General features: G+C 35.3%; 19 protein-coding genes and 1 pseudogene. 1 reads left to right on the forward strand and 19 read right to left on the reverse strand.

The genetic code is table 11. From position 1 onward, the window contains the following. Nucleotides 1–2 precede the first annotated feature (2 nt). The 9 genes from ERX29_RS03405 to ERX29_RS03445 form a co-directional block, all read right to left on the reverse strand. Nucleotides 3–1,211 carry a hypothetical protein gene (locus ERX29_RS03405; RefSeq protein WP_133443289.1) on the reverse strand — a complete coding sequence of 403 codons (1,209 nt, stop codon included), beginning with the start codon at nucleotides 1,209–1,211 and terminating at the stop codon, nucleotides 3–5. Nucleotides 1,212–1,234: 23 nt separating this feature from the next. After that, complete coding sequence (locus ERX29_RS03410; protein WP_133443290.1) at nucleotides 1,235–3,070, reverse strand: polysaccharide biosynthesis protein; 1,836 nt, start codon at nucleotides 3,068–3,070, stop codon at nucleotides 1,235–1,237. A gap of 21 nt (nucleotides 3,071–3,091) precedes the next feature. Continuing rightward, a complete protein-coding gene (locus ERX29_RS03415; protein WP_133443291.1) occupies nucleotides 3,092–3,793 on the reverse strand; it encodes a CpsD/CapB family tyrosine-protein kinase in 702 nt (233 codons plus the stop codon). A gap of 24 nt (nucleotides 3,794–3,817) precedes the next feature. After that, complete coding sequence (locus ERX29_RS03420; protein WP_133443292.1) at nucleotides 3,818–4,486, reverse strand: YveK family protein; 669 nt, start codon at nucleotides 4,484–4,486, stop codon at nucleotides 3,818–3,820. A gap of 125 nt (nucleotides 4,487–4,611) precedes the next feature. Beyond that, a complete protein-coding gene (locus ERX29_RS03425; RefSeq protein WP_165981051.1) occupies nucleotides 4,612–5,871 on the reverse strand; it encodes a flippase in 1,260 nt (419 codons plus the stop codon). A 31-nt stretch (nucleotides 5,872–5,902) separates the two neighbouring features. After that, entirely contained in the window at nucleotides 5,903–7,018 is a 1,116-nt protein-coding gene (locus ERX29_RS03430) for a glycosyltransferase family 4 protein (RefSeq protein ID WP_133443294.1), read from the reverse strand. Beyond that, on the reverse strand, nucleotides 7,018–8,043 hold the full coding sequence (locus ERX29_RS03435; RefSeq protein WP_133443295.1) for a glycosyltransferase: 1,026 nt from the start codon (nucleotides 8,041–8,043) through the stop codon (nucleotides 7,018–7,020). Before ERX29_RS03435 ends, ERX29_RS03430 begins: the two co-directional genes overlap by 1 nt. Beyond that, nucleotides 8,040–8,675: an acetyltransferase gene (locus ERX29_RS03440; RefSeq protein WP_133443296.1), complete on the reverse strand. Its 636-nt coding sequence runs from the start codon at nucleotides 8,673–8,675 to the stop codon at nucleotides 8,040–8,042. The genes ERX29_RS03435 and ERX29_RS03440 overlap by 4 nt, the downstream gene beginning before the upstream one ends. Nucleotides 8,676–8,687: 12 nt before the next feature. Then, nucleotides 8,688–9,605 carry a glycosyltransferase gene (locus ERX29_RS03445; protein WP_133443297.1) on the reverse strand — a complete coding sequence of 306 codons (918 nt, stop codon included), beginning with the start codon at nucleotides 9,603–9,605 and terminating at the stop codon, nucleotides 8,688–8,690. Between the two features lie 121 nt (nucleotides 9,606–9,726). On the opposite strand from ERX29_RS03445, the gene ERX29_RS03450 reads away from it, so the two are divergent. Beyond that, on the forward strand, nucleotides 9,727–10,281 hold the full coding sequence (locus ERX29_RS03450) for a hypothetical protein (RefSeq protein WP_133443298.1): 555 nt from the start codon (nucleotides 9,727–9,729) through the stop codon (nucleotides 10,279–10,281). A gap of 148 nt (nucleotides 10,282–10,429) precedes the next feature. On the opposite strand, the gene ERX29_RS03455 is transcribed toward ERX29_RS03450, so the two are convergent. The 10 genes and pseudogenes from ERX29_RS03455 to ERX29_RS03500 form a co-directional block, all read right to left on the reverse strand. Next, entirely contained in the window at nucleotides 10,430–11,329 is a 900-nt protein-coding gene (locus ERX29_RS03455) for an ABC transporter ATP-binding protein (RefSeq protein WP_133443354.1), read from the reverse strand. Next, nucleotides 11,322–12,674 carry a glycosyltransferase gene (locus tag ERX29_RS03460; RefSeq protein WP_133443299.1) on the reverse strand — a complete coding sequence of 451 codons (1,353 nt, stop codon included), beginning with the start codon at nucleotides 12,672–12,674 and terminating at the stop codon, nucleotides 11,322–11,324. The genes ERX29_RS03455 and ERX29_RS03460 overlap by 8 nt, the downstream gene beginning before the upstream one ends. Nucleotides 12,675–12,702: 28 nt before the next feature. Then, nucleotides 12,703–14,451: a hypothetical protein gene (locus ERX29_RS03465; RefSeq protein WP_165981052.1), complete on the reverse strand. Its 1,749-nt coding sequence runs from the start codon at nucleotides 14,449–14,451 to the stop codon at nucleotides 12,703–12,705. A gap of 8 nt (nucleotides 14,452–14,459) precedes the next feature. After that, complete coding sequence (locus ERX29_RS03470; RefSeq protein ID WP_133443301.1) at nucleotides 14,460–17,120, reverse strand: glycosyltransferase; 2,661 nt, start codon at nucleotides 17,118–17,120, stop codon at nucleotides 14,460–14,462. Then, on the reverse strand, nucleotides 17,117–18,049 hold the full coding sequence (locus ERX29_RS03475) for a hypothetical protein (protein ID WP_133443302.1): 933 nt from the start codon (nucleotides 18,047–18,049) through the stop codon (nucleotides 17,117–17,119). The genes ERX29_RS03470 and ERX29_RS03475 overlap by 4 nt, the downstream gene beginning before the upstream one ends. Nucleotides 18,050–18,053: 4 nt before the next feature. Next, nucleotides 18,054–19,241 (reverse strand): glycosyltransferase family 4 protein, encoded by a 1,188-nt coding sequence (locus ERX29_RS03480; protein WP_133443303.1) that lies wholly within the window; start codon nucleotides 19,239–19,241, stop codon nucleotides 18,054–18,056. A gap of 8 nt (nucleotides 19,242–19,249) precedes the next feature. After that, nucleotides 19,250–20,059: an ABC transporter permease gene (locus tag ERX29_RS03485; RefSeq protein WP_133443304.1), complete on the reverse strand. Its 810-nt coding sequence runs from the start codon at nucleotides 20,057–20,059 to the stop codon at nucleotides 19,250–19,252. A 124-nt stretch (nucleotides 20,060–20,183) separates the two neighbouring features. Then, nucleotides 20,184–21,434, reverse strand: coding sequence for a nucleotide sugar dehydrogenase (locus ERX29_RS03490; RefSeq protein ID WP_133443305.1), 1,251 nt, complete (start codon nucleotides 21,432–21,434; stop codon nucleotides 20,184–20,186). Nucleotides 21,435–21,599: 165 nt separating this feature from the next. Further along, a pseudogene (locus tag ERX29_RS03495) lies at nucleotides 21,600–22,712 on the reverse strand (IS30 family transposase). A 146-nt stretch (nucleotides 22,713–22,858) separates the two neighbouring features. Beyond that, entirely contained in the window at nucleotides 22,859–24,691 is a 1,833-nt protein-coding gene (locus ERX29_RS03500; RefSeq protein WP_133443306.1) for an LTA synthase family protein, read from the reverse strand. Nucleotides 24,692–24,709 lie beyond the last annotated feature (18 nt).

Genomic DNA, 24,709 nt, shown 5'->3' on the forward strand with positions numbered 1-24,709 from the left:
AATTACACCTCATTCTTTAAATTAACCTGATGCTTCTTCTCACGTAAAACTTCTTTTTCATTGATTTTTGTTCCCCAGTTTTTCATGTAAAATACTTTAGTGAATACGAGCAAGATGAATAAATAACCTGAAATTCTAAGTCTTGAACCTGTTCCGAGGTTATCATTTGTGACTCCGATAAATAAAAACCAGATCAGGCTCTGGGTGAGCAGCATCTTATCCAGATATTCAAGTGATTTTCTATGTTTCCATAAATAGTAGAATACTAGGGCCATAGGTACTGATTCTGTGACAAAGAGCGCTAATGTACTGAATCCTCTTACCTGGAATGGCAGAGGGCCAAGAGCATTACTGATCAGACTATAGAAATAGCTGATCAAAAAGAATAAGTAGTTGGGCTGATCCAGTGAAATATTTAACTGACTTGCTCCTGCATACAGTTCCTGCCCATTTTTACGGTAGTTCAGTGCATCACTTAAACTAAGACCAACTAAAGGAATCTGGAAGTTTTTAAGAAGTGTGTAATAAATACCTAGCACGACAATAATGGCAGTGACAACGAATACAGCATTAGCCGACTTATTCTTGCGGTTAAAAAAGATAAAGAATAATGATGCTCCAAGAAAACTTGCTGCCGCATAGTCCCGGTAACTGAATAACAGAATCATCGAAATAATAATCGGAATTACATACAAGATTTTAATTGGGCTCACTGATTTCAGATACAATGCAAAAAGTAATACACATAATAAGAAGAAATCGAATATCCATACATCTCTTATAATCGAGATGGTGGAAACATAGACAAAGCTGACGAACAACATCATCATACCTAGAAATAAACTATAGACATTCAAGATGTGTCTTCGTCCGACTAATATTCTTATAAGGAAATAACTGATGATAGCAAATAATATGACGCCTAAAAAATTGAACATTTTAAGCGCAAAGACATATTCTGTATTGAACAACTTTAAAACATAGCCTAATACAACAACATGCACCGAAGTAAGAATGGCGTTCCCACCATTCTTGATTTCAAGTGCATTTTCATAATAAAATACGCCATCGTCACTCCCACCTAATATAGGAATGGCTAAACCATGATATCCAGTTGCAAGGCTCACATAATATAAACCGATTGTTATTAAAAACATCAATGTAATAAAAGTTGTAAAGATGAATAGTGTTCTTAAATAACCTTTGTCCATTAGATGTGCTCCTAAATCCTTATTTATAGCTTATCAACGACAGGATGATCAAATTTTTTATTTGCTTCTCCTATGACAAGTTCTTTAATCTGTTCATCAGTTAAATATGGCAGACGCTCAATTTCAGCCATTAACGAGTTGTAATCTTTTGGCACTGCCTTACCGACATAAATCATTTCATGAACTTGAGCTTCAGAAACTTCATTTTCATTTAACAGCTCTTCATACATTTTTTCCCCTGGTCTTAAACCAGTAAATTCAATTCCGATTTCATCCACACTGTAACCCGCGAGTTCAATAACATTTTTGGCAAGATCGACGATTTTAACGGGGTCACCCATATCAAGGACAAATACTTCTCCGCCTTTAGCAAGAACTCCAGCCTGAATGACTAGACGACTCGCTTCTGGAATCGTCATAAAATAACGTGTAATATCAGGATGCGTCACAGTAACAGGACCGCCCTTTTCAATCTGCTGTTTAAACAATGGGATCACTGACCCTCTACTGCCGAGAACATTCCCAAATCGGACCGCTACAAATTTGGTTTCAGAGCGACTCGCTAGATTTTGAACGACCATTTCTGCCCAGCGTTTCGATGCACCCATAATATTTGGAGGATTGACTGCTTTATCAGTTGAAATCATGACAAAAGAGCTGACACCGTATTTTGCACTTGCTTCAGCAACGTTCTTCGTCCCAAAAATATTATTCTTTATAGCTTCTGAAGGGTTGGCCTCCATTAATGGCACATGTTTGTGAGCTGCTGCATGGTAGACGACATCGGGAGGATATGTTTCAAATACTTTGAATATACGTTCCCGGTCCTGAATATCAGCAATGATAGGTACAAAAGTAATATGACCATCTTTAAACTTATTCTTCATCTCGTTATTGATAGTATAAATGCTGTTCTCACCATGACCGAGTAACAAAACAGTACTTGGTCCGAAACTGCTGATCTGACGAACGATTTCAGAACCGATAGAACCACCAGCTCCAGTAATTAAAATAGTTTTGCTGTTAATGACGTCTCTAATGCCTTTAGAGTCGAGTCGGACAGGTTCTCTTCCAAGTAAGTCTTCAAGATCGATATTTTTTAAATAGGATACTTGTTTTTTTCCAGTCAGCACATCATCAATATTTGGCATAATTTGAACGTTGACGCCGCTTTCCATTGATATGTCATAAAGTTCTTTCAGTTTGTTCTGTGCAAGTGAAGGAATTGCGATGACTACTTTATCGATTTTATAGTTTGCGATGGCTTCTTTTAGTAAAGCACGGTTGCCTTGTACTTTTATCCCATTAATGACCTGCTTCTGCTTTAATGGATCATCATCTAAAAACAGCACAGGTTTCATCTTCATAGTCGGCACATTTTCCATCTGTCTCGCAAGCATTGTTCCACCGCGGCCGGCCCCGAAAATCAGCACCCGCTCAAATTCAGATCGATCCTGGTTGTCTTTTTTCATGATGCGGCCGATTAACCTTACCCCTCCGATAAAGACAATCATAAACAGCCAAGTAATCAAGACCATTCCGATTTCAGGCGTACTATTTTCACCTGTGAATGAAAGGATTAGTGTAGAAAGAATAAGGCTGAGAATAACGGCACTAGTCACAGCGAAAAACACGGAAGTAAGTTCTCTGACTGATGCATATCTCCAGAGCCGGTTATATAAATTGAATATAAAAGCGAATAAATGATACGATGCAAGCAGTGTTATAGCCTTGACAAAAAAGTATATGCTGCCGTGTTCTGTGATGTCTTTTATGACATACCATGATAAAAATACTGCCAGGATTACAATGATGGAATCCAGCAACACGAATAATAAAGTTTTAAATTTATTTCCCATAGTCTTACCTCACTCAGTCAATTATTGATAAACATAATATTTGTCCGTGTCATATTCATCATTGTTAAATACAATACCTAACAATTTTGAGTGCTCGCTGACAGTAATTAATTCCTTTGCTTCTTTTACGTTGGCCTTATTATTATCTTGTTTATCAATAACGAGGACGATGCCGTCAACTTTCGATGAAATAATTTGTGAATCAGTTACAGATAACACTGGAGGGCTGTCGAATACAATAAGATCATAATACTGTCGTAATTCCTTAAGCATCTCATCAAAGCCACTTGAATTTAAGAGTTCAGATGGGTTTGGCGGAATTGGCCCAGCACATAAAACATCGAGATTTTCCACTTCTGTAGGTTGAATACTTTGCTTGAGAGTACTTTGCGCAGTCAATAATGTAGAAAGACCGACAGCATTTTTAACGCCGAAAGTATTGTGAACGGTTGGTTTACGCATATCTGCATCAATAAACAGAACTCGCTCATTATTCTGTGAGAATACAATAGCAAGATTGGCTGATACTGTTGACTTACCTTCCTGCTGGACCGATGAAGTGACAAGTAAAGCCTGCAACTGTGCACCCGGTGTTGAAAAAGAAATGTTGGTTCTTAACGTACGGAACTGTTCCGAAATAGGAGATTTAGGATCTTCCAGTGTAATTAATCTACGAGCTCTATCATTTCCTCGTTTTAACTTACTTTTACTTTTTTTAGCCATAATTTAACTCCTTTAGAAAACAATTTATTTAATGAATGGAATATTACCGATTACAGATACGCCGATTTCTCGTTCAACTTGCTCTGAAGTTTTCAAAGATACATCCATCAATGCTTTAGCGAGGACATAAGCAAGGCTTAACAGCAGACCTAACATAGCCCCTATTCCAATATTGATAAGTGGAGTCGGCTCTACAGGATCTGCATTTCTAATGACACGAGCTTTTGAAGCAATTTTTAAATTGTTAAGTTCCAAAGAGTTTTTCTCTACCATTGTCTTTGCAATTTCGTTGGCGATATCGACAGCTCTTTTCTGAGATGGATTTTCAACTGTAATAGTCAATAATGTCGAATTTTGAACAGCCGTAGCATCGATATCTTTTGCTAACTCTTCCGGCAGCACATTTAAATTCAATTTGTCGATTACCGGCAGCAATGTGTCCGGCAATTTCGCGATAGATGCATAAGTAGTGATAGATTGCAGGTTTGTCTGCAGATCAACTGCATCATTGCTTTTACTGGTTCGAGTTTCCTGATTGACTAGAAGAGTCGCTTCTGATTTGTAAATCGGCGTCAGCAGAAAATAAGAAATAGCAGCAGCAATAAGAGCAAATAATAAAGTTAATCCTAAAATAAACTTCCAACTCTTTTTTAATGCATCAAATATTTGAGTGAAATTCATGCTATCTTGCATTGTACAACCTCCACGTGTTAAGAAAATATTTTATATATATCAATTCATTTTACCATAAGATTAAAATACAAAGAAAAAATCCTAAATTTTTCTATTAAGTTTAAATCATTTACAAATATCGTACATCAATATTTGGCGACGAGTTTGTTTAAATATCTTCTTGAAATGACAAAGACAAAGACTGACATCACAGCTTCTGAAATTAATGTCGCAATAATTGCACCTTCAACTCCAAACATCGGTATTAAAATTAGATTGGCAATAAAGTTAATTAAAGCTATGAGGCCATTGATTTTCATCATGGTATACACCATATGCTGTGTTGAAAGTATTGTTCCATTGACCGCAGTGGCAAACTTGAAAAAAATTGCAAGACTTAACAGCTGTAAATAAAAAACAGAATCCATATACTTATCACCGGCGGTATATAAAATTAGCCATCTAGCAGTAAGCCAGATAAAAACTATACCGAGGATTCCAAGAATAATAAGAATGATCACGCTTTTATTATTGAAAGATTTAAGCCGGACCGGATCATGTGTTGCCCAAGTATGTATCCGCGTATAAAATATTCGTCTAAAAATCAAGTCCGGAAACATAAATGCTAAAGATATAATGCTGAATGCTGCAATATACTCGCCGACTGCTACTTTGCCGGCAAACAATGATAAAAGAATCACGTTACTCTGGTAATAAATAAAATAGAATATTCCTATCAGACCAAATGGATAGGTCTGTCTAAAAGTATTTCTCATAGTTTCATCAGGCGGAATTGTCGCTAGATGATTGACAGGGACTTTAATAGTTTTGTTAAAAATCTTATTGATTGTTCTTATAAATGGATAAGATGCTAGAACTGACAGAATAACCATATACCATCCGACAGAAATAACATCACGAAATGTCAAGATAGCTAGTATTGCCGCGAAAAATCTTACAAAATAAATGAGGAAATTACTGAGTGCTACATTTTTAAAATTCTCTTCTATCTGATTAATTGAATTATTGATAGAATAAAGTCCTTGCAGTAAAATATTCGGTACTATCAATAGTAGAAAATATCTTGTCTCAAGATCATAAATCGGCAGCACTACTATAGATAGTAATAACAGTAATGTGACTGTAAAACTGATTATAAAGAGCTGCAGACTGGGCTTTACGAACCGATAGGCCTTTCTACCTTCTACCGCAAAAGATTTAACAATGAAATCAGCTACACCAAACCCTATAATAACAGAAAGAATATTGATAAAGTTAATACCGATTCCAAAGATACCAAAATCTTCTTTACTTAAATATCTGGCAAGTAATGAGTTCATTAAGAGTGCCATAACAGCACCCATTCCAGTACCCACAAATACCCAGACAAAGTTCATTTTTTTCATATCGAAGTTCTCCATTCAGAAACATTAAAACTTACAGATTATATGAGGACTCATAATCTTTCATCACAGCATTCAAACTGAAGTCTTTAACTAACCGTCTGCTGTTATTGCCCATTCTTTCTCTTTCTTCAGAATGGTTGGCCAAATTTGCAAAGCTCTGAACAAGACTTACATCGTTGTCTTTCTCAATAACATAGCCATTGACATTATCTTCTACCAAATCAACTAATCCTCTAGTGTTAGTGACAATACATGGAAGTCCTTCAGCCATTCCTTCCATCACTGATTTTGGCAGTCCTTCCCTGAGACTGAGCAGCGTCATCATGTCACTGATCTGCAGCAGTTTCGGCACATCTTTTCTAAAGCCAAGAAATTGAATGTCCTGCAGCTCATTTTCAACAACATACTGCTGATAACTGTCTAAGTTCGGACCGATACCGGCAAACAGCAGAACAGCGTGAGGTGCACGTTCTTTAATCGCTTTCCAGTTCCTAAGCAGAAACATCTGATTCTTATTATTGTTCATTTCAGCTACACACGTTATCACACATTGATCATCAGTAATATTTAAAGACTCTTTTAACTGCTGTTTCTCTTCCAGGCTCAGTGGTGGATTATCAACTTCCACTCCTACACCTTTAATGTGTTTTAAACGATCATTGTTAAAACCGAGTTTTTTTGCAGTGACTGTATCTTCTTTGTTAGTAGTAATCAATAATGACGTATAGGGTGCTGCCAATTTTTCAAGTGGAAAATAAATCAGCCAGTTGACCAGCGGAGCATCTTTAAAAAAATGAAACCCATGAGCAGTATAGATCAATTTTCCGTCATTTACATTTCTAAAAGCGAGTCGTGTCAGGAAGGCAGCGACTGGCGTGTGAACATGGATGATGTCAAATGACTCATTTTTTATTGTATTTTTTAAAATCCTGTATGACTTAAAATTATTACGGGACAGCGGGTTTCTGCTGAGAGGTATGGCTATACATCTGATTCCAATTGTCTCCAGCTGCTCTTTATGACCACCATAATCTTCATTAGCGATAGCGACCACTTCAAATCCTTTTGCCATCAGCATTTTCATGTACGGAAGATGGAAAGATGTAAAATGTCGGAATACATTAGCAGAGAATAATATTTTTTTCATTATACGTTCCTTCTTTCTTTCATTGGCTTTAACAGCTGATAAACTCTCATACCTCTATCTAATATGTAAACTGCATTTTTAAATCCAAGCCATTTAATAATCATGCTCACTACTTTAGATAAAGAGGAACTGGTATAAGCTAACAGTTCTTTATTTTCTTTTAATGTGTGGATTAACTGCATACGTTCATTATATGTAAGATGACCGGCGTATAATGGAGCGATAAAATATTTATTAGCGGTATTTCTTAAAATTTTATTTTCAAGAACGGAAGGAACTTGAAGAGTACTCATCTTTTCTTTTAAGAAATGTGGAGCGAAAATGGGATCAACGAGATTTTTATAGCTGATAGTTCCCGTTATTTGTCCGTCACGCTGAAGTCTATACTCAACAGCTGGTATATTTAAATACATAATGTGCTGAGCATTGAGGAATAAGAGTGGCGTCCACATCATATCTTCATAGTTTCTATTTTTAACAAAATACAAATCATTATCTTCGATAAGCGTTCTTTTAACAGCATATGTCCAAGGGAACCAAGTAAATAATGGTTCTTTCGCCAGAATAATATTTAATACATCTTGGCCTGATTTACCATTGATATCAGTACTACTAAAGGATCTTTTAACCTTTTCGTGTATATCGTCTTGTGAATAAAAATAATTAAAGTCAAACAGAATCACGTCTGGCTGACTACTGGTGTCAATCAGTTCATAGAGCTTGCCGAAAAAATCAGCGGAGTAGAAGTCATCTGAATCGAGCAGTACGATGTATTCGCCTGAAGCAGCTTTTAAACCTGTATTTCTTGCGGCTGCAATACCCCCATTATTCTGTGTAATAATCTTAATGTGAGGATGTGCCGCTTGATACTGCTCAGCTACAGCCAGTGAATTATCAGGAGAACTGTCATTAACAAGAATAATTTCGTATCTACTTTCTGGCACCGACTGCATAAGAATGCTATCGAGACACTGAGCCAAGTATTCTTCAACATTATAGACAGGTACGATTACACTTAGTTTCATAGTCTGTGACCTCTCAATTTTATAATTCTTGCTGGGACTCCTGTTGCAGTCGCATAAGATTCTATATTACTAATGACGACAGCTCCGCTACCGATGATACTCCACTTTCCTATACGGACAAGCGGATTAATCACAGCTCCAGCGCCAATATGCACACCTTCGCCGATAACGACGCCTCCTGTTGCCGTCGCATTAGGAGATAAGTGACAAAAATCTCCAAGTTGATTATCATGCTCAACGATGGCGCCACTGTTTATTATCGCCTGTTTTCCTATAATCGCGTCTGCATTAACTATAGCTCCAGGCATCACAACTGTGCCAGCACCGATTTTAGCAGTCTGACTGACATGAGCTGCCGGTGAAATGAGTGTGGTAAATAAGTCATCAGACAAATCATAATGTTCAATAATATTTCTTCTTACTTCATTATTACCGATAGCGATGATAAGGTGACCTTCTGTCTCAGCAATAACATCATGGACATATTTAATCGGTCCATAAATAACAGAGCGCTCTTCTCTATCTTTGAATTTATCATCCAGCACTGCAACAATATTAAAACCTGATGATTCCGCTATATCTGTAATCACCTTAGCATGACCGCTGTCCCCGATAATGATTAGTTTTTCCATGAATCCTCCAGATTACTTCTGTCTTAAAATATTCTTCTGATAGATTTCTGTTAAAAATTCAACGAGACCTGCGTCAGTCAGCAGTCTGGACCATTCTTTCTTTCTTAAATCAGGTGTTTTAAAATCAAAATTATCTAGCGCTGTTCTCGATAAATTAGACATATCTTCTTCAACTTTAAAGAAATGACCACCCTCACGCTCTTCAAATTCATTGATCCACTGATAATTTGTCGTTACAATTTTTAGATTTAATGCACAGTATTCAATTAACTTAGTTGAAGTCTGTTCATTAAAAGGAAAAACATCCGGTATATAGTTCAGACCGTAATGCGCTTTAGCAGCAACTGAAGGCAGTTCATTATTAGGTACACGTCCATAAAAAGTTACATTAGGAAGAGAACCATAAACTTTCTGCAGTTCTTCATCAGGAGTACCGATCAAGATGATGCTCATTTCTCTGTTCTTCTCAAAAAACTTCATCATATTATCCAGCTGTCTTGTCGGATCCATTGTGCCGACATAGACAAAATCATACTCTTTGTCACTATGGACATCATAGTAGCTATGATGTACCCCCATATCGCGATAAATAAACGGAGTATTATCTTTAAAATTGTAGACATCCTGCACCCGCTTACTTTGGAATGCTCGGCCATCAGGCTTACAATTAACTGTCCGTTTAATAAAATCTTTTAATTTCGCATTTTTTCCTACCGTCATTGTGCTGTATTCATGAACAAGTCCAACGCCACGTTTACGTTTTAAATCTATACCCATGACTTTCCAGATAATATCATAAGTTTCATCAATTTCTCTGACATTTTCCACAATTACAGCTTCAAACTTATCAGTACTGTTCAGGAATTCGACATAAGCATCTATTTCTGGTAAATACGATTTACGTTCATGTAAAAATGCGATTTTAATCACTTTTTTTCCTCCAATTTTAGATTGCTATTAACAATATTATACAATAAAAATAATTGTAATTACATGACAATCAATCTTACTATGTTATATTTAATTTATCAATGTACTGAGGAGAGATATTATGAAAACTATTTTTAATATCGCATCATTCGTCTTAGCTGCATCTTTAGTTCTGACTGCGTGCTCAAATGACAATAGTAAAGAAGAAGCAGCGGTGAAACAAGCGAAGGAAGAAGCAAAAAAGGCAAAGGAAAAACTTAATAAAAAAGAAAAAGAATTGGCAGCTGAAAAAGAAAAAAATGATGAAGTAACAACTGATAAACCGACAACAGAAACTGTGTCGACAGAAACTCCTAATAATTCAACACAATCAACTCCAGCCGAAATCACTGCATCAGTCAAGTCACGAGATGAAGCCATCAATAAAGCAGTCAGTGAGCGTGATGCCGCACTGCAAGCTGCGCTGGAAGAACGTAATACCACTTATCAGCAAGCTGATGATCTGCTGAATTCATCATCAAATGCAGATGCTGTCAGACAGCATGAAGGAATGCGTACAGAAGCAGACAGAATTTATGAATCAAAAGTCCTAGAGATCAATCGCAATTATTATGGACAAGTCAACGAAGCTTATCGTCAGTTCAATGGACAGATGGAAGAAGCTACCGGAGCTTAAAATTAAATGAGGCTGGAATATACAATTTTTTCAAAAATACAATTTGACTACTCAAAAAAGTAATTAAATTGTGTTTGTTGAAGATTAATTGTTATAGTTCCAGCCTCATTTAGCTTTAGCCGTCTGTTTTATTTTTATTATATGATAATCAGCTAATCTGTAAAAATAAACTTAATAAAAATATAAGCAATAACAGAGTCAAAATAAGATAGTTCTTCCATGGGCTTAAAATCTTTTCCTGTTGTACCAATAAACTTTTCTTCTGCTGTTTTAAAAGCATCTGCTTTTTATAGGTCTGCTGGTCACTTTTTGTCTTCTGCTTGAATGCTTTAATATATTTCACATAATCTCCAACAACTTTTTCTGTCGGACCATAATCATTGATTTCTCCATAATGTAGCCAAAGTGCTTTATTACACATTTTTTTAATCTGAGTGGCAGAATGCGAAACAAAGAAAATTGTTTTTCCCTGTTTCTGAAATTCTTTCATCTTCTCAATACATTTGTTAGAAAATGTCTCATCTCCAACCGATAACGCTTCATCAACAATCAGAACATCAGGATCAGTGTGAATAGCAATTGCAAACCCGAGTCTTGAACGCATCCCACTTGAATAAGTCTTAATCGGCTGATAAATGAATTGATCCAACTCTGAAAAGGCGACAATATCATCAAATCTTTCTCTCACTTGTTTTTCTGAGAGCCCATGCATCAGACATTTCATACGAATATTTTCTTCACCCGTCAATTCATTGTTCAGACCAGCTGAAATTGCTATAAGTGAACTGCGACCATCAATAGTAATTGAACCAGATGTTGGTTGAGTGACTTCTCCAAGTAAATTAGATAAAGTTGATTTACCTGATCCATTCAGACCTATTATACCTACGGAATCGCCGGAATCTACTGTGAATGAGATATCTCTTAAAGCATAATAAGGTTTTTCATTATAAACGCTGCCAAAAGTAAACAACTGAATTAATTTAGCGCGCTTATTCGTGTTCAGATCGTATATTTTTGATACATGATCTACAGCCACTTTATGCATGAGTTTCACCGTCTTTCGTAAACCGAGAGAAAGTCAGTTCAATATGCTTTGACTTTTTCTGTTCCAATTGACTATAAGTATCGTATAATTTTGTTTTCTCGATTTCCCAATTATATTTCAGTTTTGCTTGTCTGCAGTTTTCACTGAATTTTCTCTGAAGATTTTCATCTTTCACTAACGTGTTGGCAGCTTTAGCTATTTGATGAACGTTATGACTATCTACGACTAAGCCAATTTGTTCACCATTTACGACTTGTGCTACTTCCGGAAAATTACAACTTACTACAGGAACATGAGCCATAATATATTCAAATAATTTATTTGATGACGCTGAATAGTGATTATAACAAATATTCTGAAGCACTTGAAAACCTAAATAAGCTTCTCTTGTATAAGATGGCAACATTTTAAAATGAACTTTCGGTATAAACTTTATTCTATCTCGCTGAGGACTTTCTTCTGCGAGATTTTTCAATGTTCTTTCAAGTTTGCCCCCTCCTATGAACACTAATGTACCTTCATCAATATAATCCATTGCTTCTATTAAAAGTTCTAAGCCTCGGCCTTCCTGTAATCCGCCTTGATATAATAAAATTTTTTCATCAGCAGATAGATTTAGCTGCTGATGAAGATTTATTACAGGTTTCTTTTCTATGTCATAAAGCTCAGAGTAATTGTAAAGTGTTTTCGGGTAGAAGCCGTATATCTCTTCATTATGCGCCGCACGCGTATGATTTTCCACCATCATATCATCAACAAAATTGATTAGGAATTTTTCGATTCTTTTAATCTTTTTCGGATTATAACCCGTACGAGACGATTGAACTTCATGAGAATCATAAATAAGCTTTCTAGGTTTCAATCGTAATTTTGAACAAACAATTCCTTGCGGCAATGTATTTAAGTCATTTGAATGGTAAATATCAGAATTTTGACTATAACCTGCTTTTATCATACGTACGATAATAGCAAGATTTACGAACCGCTTTCTTAATGAACGTACTTTTATAAGCGCAGCGCTCATTAGCAGTACACTTGCTAAATATATCATTAGTATCCAGTTGTAATATAGAAAAGTGGCTGCAATAACTGTAGTTACGCTTCCAACAGTTATCAAAAATTTAGTTTTATCATGCTGATAACATGAGATAATCATTGGATAGCGTTTAACTCTTGTTACCTTGAAATTTTCATTTATCTCTTCAAAAGATTTAATGGAATCGTCCTTCGGATCATCAATAGCTATAAGATTTACATCATAACGTTCACTTAGTGCTGTACACTCTCTATTGACACGAGCATCATTCGTGAAATGATTCCAGACAAACATCGTCACTTTCTTCATTTTTCGCACCTTCTATTAACTCAATTTTTTATGTTGTTTGCTTGATAGTCAGCTCGCCTGCACGTTGCCAGGATAGACTTTCATTCAGTTTCTTATACTGTATATGTGCTTCAAAATTATCTCCGGGGTTTAGAATAATAGTTACACCACTGTTCAGATCAAGATAATCAATTATCTTCGTCGCGGTTACTAAATGAATCGATCCGCGTCCACTCGGATTGTTATAAGCTGTTTGAACTAAAACAGTCATTCTTTCATCAGAATTATTAGCGACATTGAATGTATATCTTGTCTGGTTCATCGGAAAATTAGGTATAATTTTATTATTTTGAATGGAAATATTGCTTCCTGTAATACTTAAGTGTTGTTTACTCGAATTTTCTTTGAAAGATTTAAAGGACTCAAATAAAGTAAAATCTCCATTTACAGAATAGAAATTTAGTACCGGCCACAGATGATTAATCCATTCTCTGTGGAGCTGCCCACTATTTCTTACAGCAAGCGGCATTGAAGCAAACAGATTCATAAATTCTCTAGTATTAACCAAGATAAAAACTTCAACAGAGTTATCTGTTTCCTGAGTATTATTACTGTGCCAGTTAGCCAACCTGGTTTCCTGGAAGTAAAGATCAGTCAGATAAAACCCTTTAGTATTATATTGGGCTCTCTCAAGAAATGACTGGAGAAGCTGCTCAGGCTCTAAATACTTTGTCCCTTCCGGCTGCTTTTTTAAAATCAATGATTCTATCATCTGTTGTTCGTTTGAACTATAAAAAGACTCAGCCATGGGCAGCTTAGCCATGCCGAACAAGGAGGATTTAATATGCAGCTTTCCTTTAAATTCACTGTGCGCGAGCTGGTAGCTTAAGTCAGCATTATGCAGTGATTCACACTGGTTATACAATGCGTGTTCATAACTTGTCGGCGCACCTTTTGAATGTATAGAAAAAAAGGTATGATTTAATGCCAGGTCTTCTACCATTTCTTTAACAATCAGCTCATCAAATTTGTAAGCGTGCTTTGCAAAATCAGTCATCTGGCTATTGGTTGATATATATGTCAAATATGGTAGGGTCCGATCATGTAATAATGCCATTGAAACTCTGGAATCTATGCCTGCTGTCAATGTCATATACTTATCCTTATACTGAAGCCATTGTTTCTGATTGTCAAATAGTCGGAGCGTCTGTTCAAGCACTTCACTTAGCGTCCGTTCACTGTAAGAGTCAGACGGATAAAATCTTACAGTCTGATGTGCAGTCATATCGAAATAATGATTGCAGTTAAGTTTATAGATATCAGCGAATCTTGTCATGTCAAGATAGCCTTTCACTTTCTGATGTTCACTGACGTTCTGATTAAAGTAAGACATAGTCACATCCGCTACTAGTTTTGCATGTGATGCCAAAACACATGCTTCTCTGTGATAAAATAGCGGACGCATCGTCGTAGCATCTGGATAAATCTTTACTTCATCGCCATCAGTACACAACAATATATACCGCCCGTTCATACGGTTTAGTAGTGTAACGAATTGGTGATCATCACTCCTGCTTAATGCCTTTAAGATATCTAGTTCACTGTCGTCGGGTCGATGAGTATCCATAGCATACCCTAAAAGAATAAGATGCCGCTCTCCAATAAATTCAAAGTGCGCAAGGTCGTTGTCTAATTTAACATGCATACTTCCTATGACTAGGTTAATCCCATCTATATCATGAAGATATTTATTTGTAATAAGAAATCCTTTGAAGTATTCCTGATTATTAAATAGCACTTTATCACCTACTTTGTCGGCATATTGACTTCTTTTTCTAGTTGTCCAATTATATGAAGCAATTCTAAATCTTCAGGACGACGATAGTTATCATATAGATGATATATGTCTAGAAAACGCGTGATCGCTGCCTGCCTTTCACTCTCAATAATTTTTTCAAGTCTCGGTAAATACCAGCCTTTTATATAATAATTAAACCTTGATTCCATATAGACATCCATCAGTCCATATTTTTTCAAGAATGGAATTCTTTCCTGTTCAAGAATGTAATACTTATCAAACAACTTTTTAGAAACAGAATTAGTGACTGAACCAGTGACCGCTGCGTAGTATACATGTATGTCCTCATTAACGATTAAAGTCTTCCGGCTGTTTAGTAATAGTTCCTGGAAGAATAAAGTATCCTGGCCAGCTGCACCCTCGACCATTTTTATAAGATTATCTTTTACGATAGATGTTTTCACAATTAGTGCCTGTATACTTTGAGCACTAAGAATTGACGATTCCATAAATGACTTCGGCTGAGTGATGACCGGGCTGCCGTTATTATATCGGGTAGCAAGTTTATAATAATTAAACAGCGATTTCTTTTCACTGTCTTCTTTGATCATGTTACCGACCACCATATCGAGAGTGTCATCCTGTCTCATCTGTTCAAGTAAAATACTGTAGCCGTCTCCAGTTGCTTCATTATCTGGATCCAGATAAGTAATAAAAGGAGTGGTCGAGAGTTCTACACCTTTATTTCGTGGTCTCGATGCTGAACCGGAAGCATCATCATATTCAAAGTATTTTATATCCGGGTTCTGACGTAACAGCCTTTTTATAATTCTTTTTGTTTCTATATCTGTGCTGCCGTCATTGACAAATATAATTTCCATTTTATTGAAAATGCTGGACCTTTTTAATGAAGCAAAACATTTATCTTCCAGGTAAACACCATTGTTGTGAATTGGAATAATGACACTCAGTTCTTTTGCATGCTGTATTTTATAGTTTTGTTCAACTGATGTTAAGAGCTCAACAGTATCAAGTGCATATCCGAGTTTAATATTATTGTTTTTATAACTTTTAACGTCAAACATCGTTTTACCAATAACATATTGAGAAATATAATTGTGATGAACTGAGGCATCGTCTGTTTTAGTGACAAAGTCAACATCAGTATATTTAAATGCACTGATCATATCATCAAGATAATACTCCTCGTAGTAAAAGTCAGAGGTGAAATGAGTTATAAATGCTTCTTCTTCAATGTTCAAGTTTTCAAATTCCTGGATACTGACAAGTATTTTGTTGTCATAGCTCTGTTGTTCAAACTGTTCTTTGACTGAAGGCGTGATTTCTGCTACCACAAAAATCGGTTTATCTGCTATCGTATGTTTTTCCAGGTTTAGATCAGCTGCCATTTGCTCAATTCGATGGTAAGTTGTTTCCTTACTCATCACACTTCTGATACCTTTAGATCGAAGATAACTCAATTCGCGTTCATTCAAATTGTTGAAAGCAATAGCAAAATCTTTTTCACTGTTCATCATCATGACATTCGGAAACTGATTATTAACCCCTATTGAGTAGTTAGACAGTAACAGATTACCAAAAGCCTGGAGTTCAAATACCCGATTAGCAAACATTGTTGAAGAATATTTTACCGAGTTCACATTGATGGCCCATCTAAACACTTTATGGAGCTGCTGTAGTTGTTCATGTGTCACTGAATATGTCAGATTGGAAATGAACTCCGCTGGAAAGTAATAGTGTGGATTATTTAAATGTAAGTTTCTATCGATGATTGTGAGTTCCGTCCCATTATTAATTATGGCTTCAAATATTTTCTGAGATTCTTCATTTCTCACTGGATATTTTCTCATCCAACTCCCCGCAAATATTACTTCATCCTTTTTTTCGACACTTATTGCAGAACGTGTCCCAACTGGATTGTGATAATGCGGGTTGATACCAAACTGCAGTACAGACACATGCTCAGTCTTGCAGTATTTCTTATATACTTCGACCATTTCGGCTGCAGATGTATAGATAAAGTCACATAATACCGCAATATTTTTAAATATTTCATAATTGACTGGATCTTCTTTTGAGTAAAAGACAACGGGAACAGCCTGTCTCTTTAATTCGCGAATCAATTCATATAAACGGTTGCGTTCAGGCGTCATTTCTTTTGAAACACCTTTCCAGCTGCCATCAATTCCATTCCACGTCGTTGCGATAATGACAAAGTCAAAAGACATCTCAACCATTTCAAAGTTATATGGAATATAAATCATTTCGGCTACATCTTTATAACTGTTATAGAGAAACTCATCGCTCACTATCCCAATACGATAAGGTAATTTCTTAAAATATCTGCTGCCGTTTGAAACTGGCAACGAGGATAGGTAGGGTCCAAGATTAGTCATAAAGTCAACTTTTCCTACTTCTAGAAAACGATCCATATAATCTATAAAATCATTAGAACTTTTTTCTTTCTGTATTTCGTTTATGCCAACCAGGAAATCAGCAGCCAATAAGTCAAGGTAATTTTTATAGCGCTCAATTTTCTCATAATGATCTTTAAATTCATCTATGTTAAGCTCTTCAGTGGTAATTTTTTCTTTATTCAATATAGTATTCAAGATCAATTCATGTCTGTCTTCATTTTCAAGCGTCATTTTTTTCTACCTCCAGACTTTTTCTCCCAGAATGCGACTTGGAGTCGTCCAAGTTTTGAATTTTTGAGGTTATTATATAATTCATTTATACGATTTTTCTTTTGTTCAGCTCGAACAAGTCGTTGTCTTAATGAAATGTTTTCATTAAGCAGTTTTTTAATAATTGCTTCTTCTTTTTTTCTTTCACCGACTAAAGTTCTAACTAAATGATCCCTTTTTATATCATCTACACTTAAGACAGTTTCATCCAATGGAAATGATATGGGAGCAAGAATTGATTGATCAACCCACCCGGAATATTTGTGCTGGCTAATTCTAACCATATTCAATGCAGGATATGCTTCCTCTACAATTACTTCATTATTTGTATCAAATGAAAATGAAACAAATTGACGATTTTGTTTTGGCGATGTATAAACGTCATGTATTGTTTCGAGTAATTGCGATTTTACCTTGGGTATCTTAATATGTCTTAACAAAACCTTTGATGGAATAAATCCAAGAAAATAAGGTCCGGAATATAATGCTTCCAGGCGAATTTCATTATCAAAAACATAATATTTACTTGTTAAATCATAATTATTGAAAACGAGTTTAATATCTTCTATTTTAGGTATTAACTCACTAGCTTTTACTTGCTCTAATTTTTCAAAATCGATTATGACGGATTCAAAAGCTTTTCTGTACATTATTAAGGAATGAGTCGGTTTAAACCAGCCGAGCAATTGACCACCTTGCTCACATAAGACGACATGCTCATTCTGGATAACATTTTGAGTAACAACTTTTATAATTTTTCTGTTCAGATCATTCAGATTACCTGCCTGCTCTATACAATACTTATCAAAATAATAAGGAGTGTCTTCCGGTTCATTGACATACAAATGATAACTCATTGCAAGTCGATCAATGTTAAATTCACTAGTCACATTTTCACCTCATAAACTTAATAATTTTTTCAATATTGACTTCCCATGAGAACTTTTCTTCAGCAAGCTGTTTTGTGTGAAGTTGATGTAACATCCATAACTTTTTATCATCTTTGAATTTTTTTATCGCTTCAATCATTTCTTCGGACGTTGCTGCTTGTTTAGCAAAACCAACTTGATATGAATTAATAAGCTGTTCAACACTACCACCTAAATTTGTGATTACAGGTACATATGCACAAATAGCATCTATCACTTTTCCTGGTGTGACATTCAAAAAGACGTCTTCTTCTTTCAATATCGAAAGTGCTAAGTGGTGTCTGCTAATAAATGCCATGCATTCCGTTCTTGTAAGAGTTGGGTATACATGGACAAATTCAAAGTTATGACTTGATACGAATTCTGACAGTTTTTCAGCATGGACACCATAAGGTATTATATTAAATTGAATCTGTAATTGATTAAGCTTTATTGCTATTTCTTTCAATTGATCATAATTTTGTGCCAGGCCTAAATTTCCAGTATATACAACACTGAACAAATCAAAGTGTCGCTGATGGGCTATTTCATTTTTGGTCATTCCATTGGGTATAAAAAGTATTGGTTTTTCCTTTTGTAATAATGCCTTGATATGAGGAATAAAACTTTCATTATTTACAATTATTTTGTCTGCCTTGTTGTACATTTTCTTTTCCATCACTCTTAACAGCGGAATTAAATTGTTAATGTACTCTTTATTCAATGCAACAATACTATCTGGCCAAAGGTCCCTAATTTCAAGAATAACATCCTTGCTTTGATTAGGTTGTAAAAACATCGTACCCCAAGGAACGAAAATATTAGGGCTGGTCACGTAAATATAATCAAATAATCCGTCAGTCTTGCTAACAAAATAATGAATTTTAAACATGAACTCTAGATAATAACTCATGCGCCCTAAAAGACTATTTTTCTGTTTTTCGCATTTCATATGCAATCTAATAATTTCACTTTCAGAGATAGCATTCAAGAACTCATTATCCCAATATTTTTCATCTTGAAATAACTCTCTAGTTGGATATGAAGGATCTGTCGTTAAAATATATACCTGATGGCCTTGTGCTTTTAATTGAAGAAAAAGATTCTTCATTCTATTTGCAGCCGAACCAAGTTCAGGATAGAAATTCTGACTGATAATTAATATTCTTTTCATATAAACTCCTATAAGTAATCTACTAATTTACTGCGGAACTTAAAATGAACGTGGCTGCCAATGAATAACAGCAGCATGGTCAAACTCCAGAAATATAGATGATCCTGCCAGTTCCCGTAAAATTCAGGCTGATTATGGATAAACGCCGTTCTATAAATACCGATAAGATAACTGAATGGATTTAAAGCAGATATTTTGTGCATGAGCGGCGTAGCATTTTCAATTGCCCAAAAGATAGGTGTTATAAAAAAAGCCATACGCATCACATTTTGAAGAATGTTTTTAGTATCTCTCACAAGTATGACAAGCGTACTCATAATAAGAGAAATACCAAATATTAAAAAATAACTCGCAATAATAAAATAAAAAAATTGTAAATAGTGCCACCAGCTGACATAGCCGTTAAGTAAAGAGATAATAAATAGTATGGCTGTTGTAATAAGTAGATTAATTAATGAATTAGTAAATGAGATGGACAATAAAGTGCTAGAAGGAAATTTCATCTTAGTCACTAAACTTAATTGACTTAATATTGCATTTGAACCAGCATTGATTGACTGTGATATAAACAGCCATGGAAATAAACCACTGATTAAGTGAATGATAAAGGGGACATGAGAAACATCTGAATGTGAACCTTTTAATCCTAGACCAAAGACAACATAATAGAGTCCGACTTGCAGCATCGGCTGCAGAAAATTCCAGAATACCCCTAGGTAGTGATTTGAGTATTGACTCTTCATATTGTAAATTGCTAATTTGTAAATCAAGCTAACGTGATTTAACTGCTCTTTAAATAAGCTTATAATTTCTTTCATATATAACTCCTACAAAATAAGAGACTGAGACATCATAGTTTATTCTTCGAGAAATTCAATACGACTAATTTAGCGTATTATCTGTACGAAGAAATGAACGTTTGTCCCAGCCTCCCTTTATGATTTATAAAGTATAGAGGTTACCATAATTTAAGTAACGCGCACTATTGAACTTTGTTTTGATAACATTTTTTGTATCAAAGATAATCGCATCTTTCATCGGGTTCAGCGCCACTTCATCCAACTGTTTAAACTCAGAGTGATCGCTTAATACAACGATAAGTGAGCTGTCTTGTAAAGCAGCATTTAAATCACGCTCTATAAAGTCCAACTGGACATGCGGATCATAGGCAACTACTTCAAAATTTTCATTTTTAAGCATTTGATATATGTCAAAAGCTGGAGACTCTCTAATATCATCAACGTCACCTTTATAAGTTAACCCAAACACAGTGACTTTTTTTCCGCCGGTCGATCTTAAGATTTCCTTTGTCTTTGAAACAACATAATGCGGCATCTGATTATTGATTTTACGCGCGACTTGAATGATATCTGAGTTAATCGGATCTTTTGCGATGATGAAATATGGATCGACAGCAAGACAATGTCCACCGACTCCAGGACCTGGCTGATGAATATTCACACGTGGATGTTTATTCGCCATATCAATGACATCTAATGCATTAATCTCCAGTGTATTACAGATTTTAGCCAGTTCATTGGCAAGTGCAATATTAACGTCACGGTACGTGTTCTCCATCAATTTGCTCATCTCAGCCGTTTTAGCATCTGTTTCAATCATTTCACCTTGAACAAAAGTGCCATATACGTTTTTACCCGCTTCAATACATTGTTTCGTCACACCACCGATGATCCGGTTATTGAAGACAAGTTCATGCATAATTTGACCCGGCAGTACACGCTCAGGACAATGTACTAAGAAGATATCTTCACCGATAACAAATCCTTTACTTTCAACCAATGGTTTGACAAAGTCGTCCATCGTCCGAGGTGCAATCGTTGATTCTACGATGATTGTATTGCCCTTTTCAATTAAAGGTAGAATAGTGTCAACAGCTTTCATCACTAATGAAATATCACATGACTTGAACTGATCAGCCATATTTGGTGTTGGTACTGCTATGATAAAGCAATCTGCAGGTTCCGGTGTTGTTGTCGATTTGAATTTTCCTGAAGCTAGAACAGCTTCAAATGCTTCTTGCAATCCTGGCTCTTCTATATGTATCCTACCGTTATTCAAAGATTCTACAGCCTTCTCGTTGATGTCTACACCGACAACATCTACCCCATGTTTCGCAAACATAATGGAAGTTGGTAGTCCAATGTAACCAAGCCCAATTGTTGTTAATTTCAAAAAATCCCGCCTTTAAGCAATAATAAGTACTGACTTAAAGAATAAATTAATTTTTTAACTCAATGTTGGAATTTACAATATCTTAATACACTTTTACAGATTTTAAATATTTGTGAAATTTATTTGTTTCTAAATTGCAATTACAAGTTAGCCACTCTGACAAATCTAGTTCATATAGAATCCTAGGGATTCGTTTAGTATGTTCTCTTTGATTAGTTCCTTCAAAAACACTTCCATCGCCGACTGTCCATTCAGTATCTTACGTGGATATCTATTCATCCACTCCTGGATTTTATGGACATTGAAAGTTGTTACAGTTGAAATGGGGATACCCTTAGGAATATGCCGGCGAATAAATCTGTGCTGATTTTCTTTCGTCCCTCTTTCCCAAGAAGCATAGGGGTGAGTAAAGTAGACCTCAGATAATCCCCTGAGGCATTCAGAAAGATCGCTGAATTCAGGTCCGTTATCTGATGTAATGGACTTGAATATCTTAGGGAAAGCATCTTATACATCTCCTGTTTCCTTAATCAGATGACGTAGTGCATTGACTACATGGCAACTTTGTTTACCATCAATCTTTAAAATAAGTTCATATCGGCTTTTTCTCTCAACCATGGTGAGGAGAACCTGGTCTTCCCCTGACTTCTGACCGACAACAGTATCTATCTCCCAATGTCCGAAGGTCGTGCGTGTATCCACTGCATGAGGTCGCAGCTCAATAGACTGACCCAGTACTTTTTTATTGATGCGAGTAAAGCCTGCCGGCTTCTTATTCTTAAGCTTTAATTTCATCAAAAGATTGATATTACGTGTCTTTATCAGTTTTCTGTCAATCCAGTTATAGAGTGTCTTGATGCAGGGTATGAAGCTTTCTGGAAAAAGCTTAGCTTTCTTAGCCAGCATAATAACGGAAGCCGGAGACATTTCCTGATGTATCATCAGATCATCGGCCCATTCAACAAAGGGATTATCCGTAATAGGGAGAGGGCGACGCCCTGACTTGATACGATTTTCAAAGTATCTATCCTGAGCAAGATCAGGTGAATAGACGCACTTGTAGTAGGTGTAAGTCTTATTATTCTGTATCTGCTGGCTCTTTTGCGTGCAGGCCCCACGCTTTATCTCATTATTGACGGTCTGTGGTGCTCTGCCGAGCTTTGCGGCTATTTGTCTGTTTGAATACCCTTCATTAATCAACGTCTGTATGATGATCCGTTCATCTCTAGAAAGGTGTTTGCCCTTAACGTTTTTCGTGTTACCATTGATATACGTCATACGAATTCATTCCTTTATTGTCGGTGTGAGAACTACAATATTAACATGAATTCGTCATGGCGTATTTTTTTATAGATAATTAATGTATCTTCCACCTTAGGTGGCTAACTTGATTGTATAACTTACCTATTTTTTTAAATCAATAATTAATAAATCTTTTGAAAAAAATCATCGCTTATTGTGTTTTTATCAAAATAACGATTAAAGGAGATATAGCGATAATCATTAATTAATTTTTGTTCATTTTTGGACAATTTACTATCTGCTATTTTTTTATTGTCCTTATATACACTATCACTGGCTATTCGTGTGATTCCTTGACTTAAAATCTCATCCAGCAGTTCATAGTAAGGAGATAATTTATAATCTCCTTCTTTCAATAACGTCGGTACCAACATTTCTGGCCCAATTATTGTTTCTTTCTGCTTAAAATGTCTTTTACTGTTATAAATAAAGTAAGGGGTTTTAAAAACATTATCCCCTATCAGCTTTTCTTTGCCTCTCATAAATGATGGAGCATGATCACCATAAAACACGATATTAGTCGGTACAGATGACTGATTTAGATCAGCAATCAACTTTTCCACTGCTTTATCAGTATATCTAACCTGCTTAAAATAACCTTCGGCAAAACCAATATAATCAGCAAAATTATCTTTTGGAGGAGCACTCGAGAATAACTTATGATTAATAACCGGCTTATATGTACTGTTTGAAAGTATATTCTGTTTATAAGGAAGATGATTCTGCATCGATAAAACATTTATCATTGAAAACTGGTTTAGTTTTGTATTTAAGTAATCAGTAAGATACATATCCGAAATTCGGGGGCTGCCAGGAATCTTAACGTAATTCTTCATTGATTTTGAATCATATAAATGAGAAATATGCATCTTTTTATATACTTCTTTTCTATTATACAAATCGAATGTATATGGATGGATGACAGCTCTTTTACGGCTATTCACCATTGTTAATATAGATGAAGAAGATTTACTCTTACTGAAATACTCTATGTATGGCGATGTTAATTGTGGTGTTTTATGCAAGTCAAGACTCATACTTGTTAAGACTGAAAACTCAACATTAGCTGTTCCGCCACCGATAAATGGTGATATCATTTTCCCGCCGCTTAAGTTTGCCATTGAATCAATATAAGGTGCTGGTAAATTATTTGGTGTCACAATTTCATCCTGCCATAGACTCTCACTTAAATATATTATCGTTCGTTCATCAGCTAGGTTATAAAGTCTTTTGCGATTATTCCTTATTGATAACTTTACGTATTGATTTTTAATGTCTTTAATTTTATCCCTTGAGTATCCTTTGGGTTCGTCCATAAAGTCTCTAGAAATATTATTCATAAAATAAGGTATAAATCCTATCCTTTTGATTTCCTTTGTTGGATTAAAAACAAACTTTTTAGGCTTCTCAAGTTCAAAATAGCTATAAGTGACTTTTTCTGAATTCACATAAAAGGGTATGAGGCATAAAACTGAAAGGGAAAGTATGAGTATTCTGGCAATTTTACTAAATTTAAAATTGTATTTATTTGAAAAATAGTTTTCAAGTTTAAAGACAAATAAAAATACGACAATTGCTACACCAATCAAAAAGAAAACTTGTGTCAATGGTGCAATATTAGAAAGTTCTTTGATATTCATCAGTTCCCTGAATTCATAGAAATTGATGACCTCTCCTCTTTGTACATATTTCAAATGATTGGCATATATAAACAAGTACATACATACATTAACCACTAATAATGTTCCAAAAAAAGTACCTGTAATTGAAAAGGTAATTAAAAATAATAACACTATGATACTGATGCCTTGAAATGTGTGTGGATTAATTTCATTCGGAGGAATGCCCTCTCCTACATATATTACTTCTGCCAGTTGATGGACAATATAATAAGCATTTAAAAAAAACAGAGAAATTATAACACTGTATATTATTAACTTAATTATCCTATTCAATTTTCTGCTCCTATCTTC

This window comes from Macrococcus lamae (assembly GCF_004359545.1).
In the GTDB taxonomy this organism is placed as follows: Bacteria; Bacillota; Bacilli; order Staphylococcales; family Staphylococcaceae; genus Macrococcus; species Macrococcus lamae.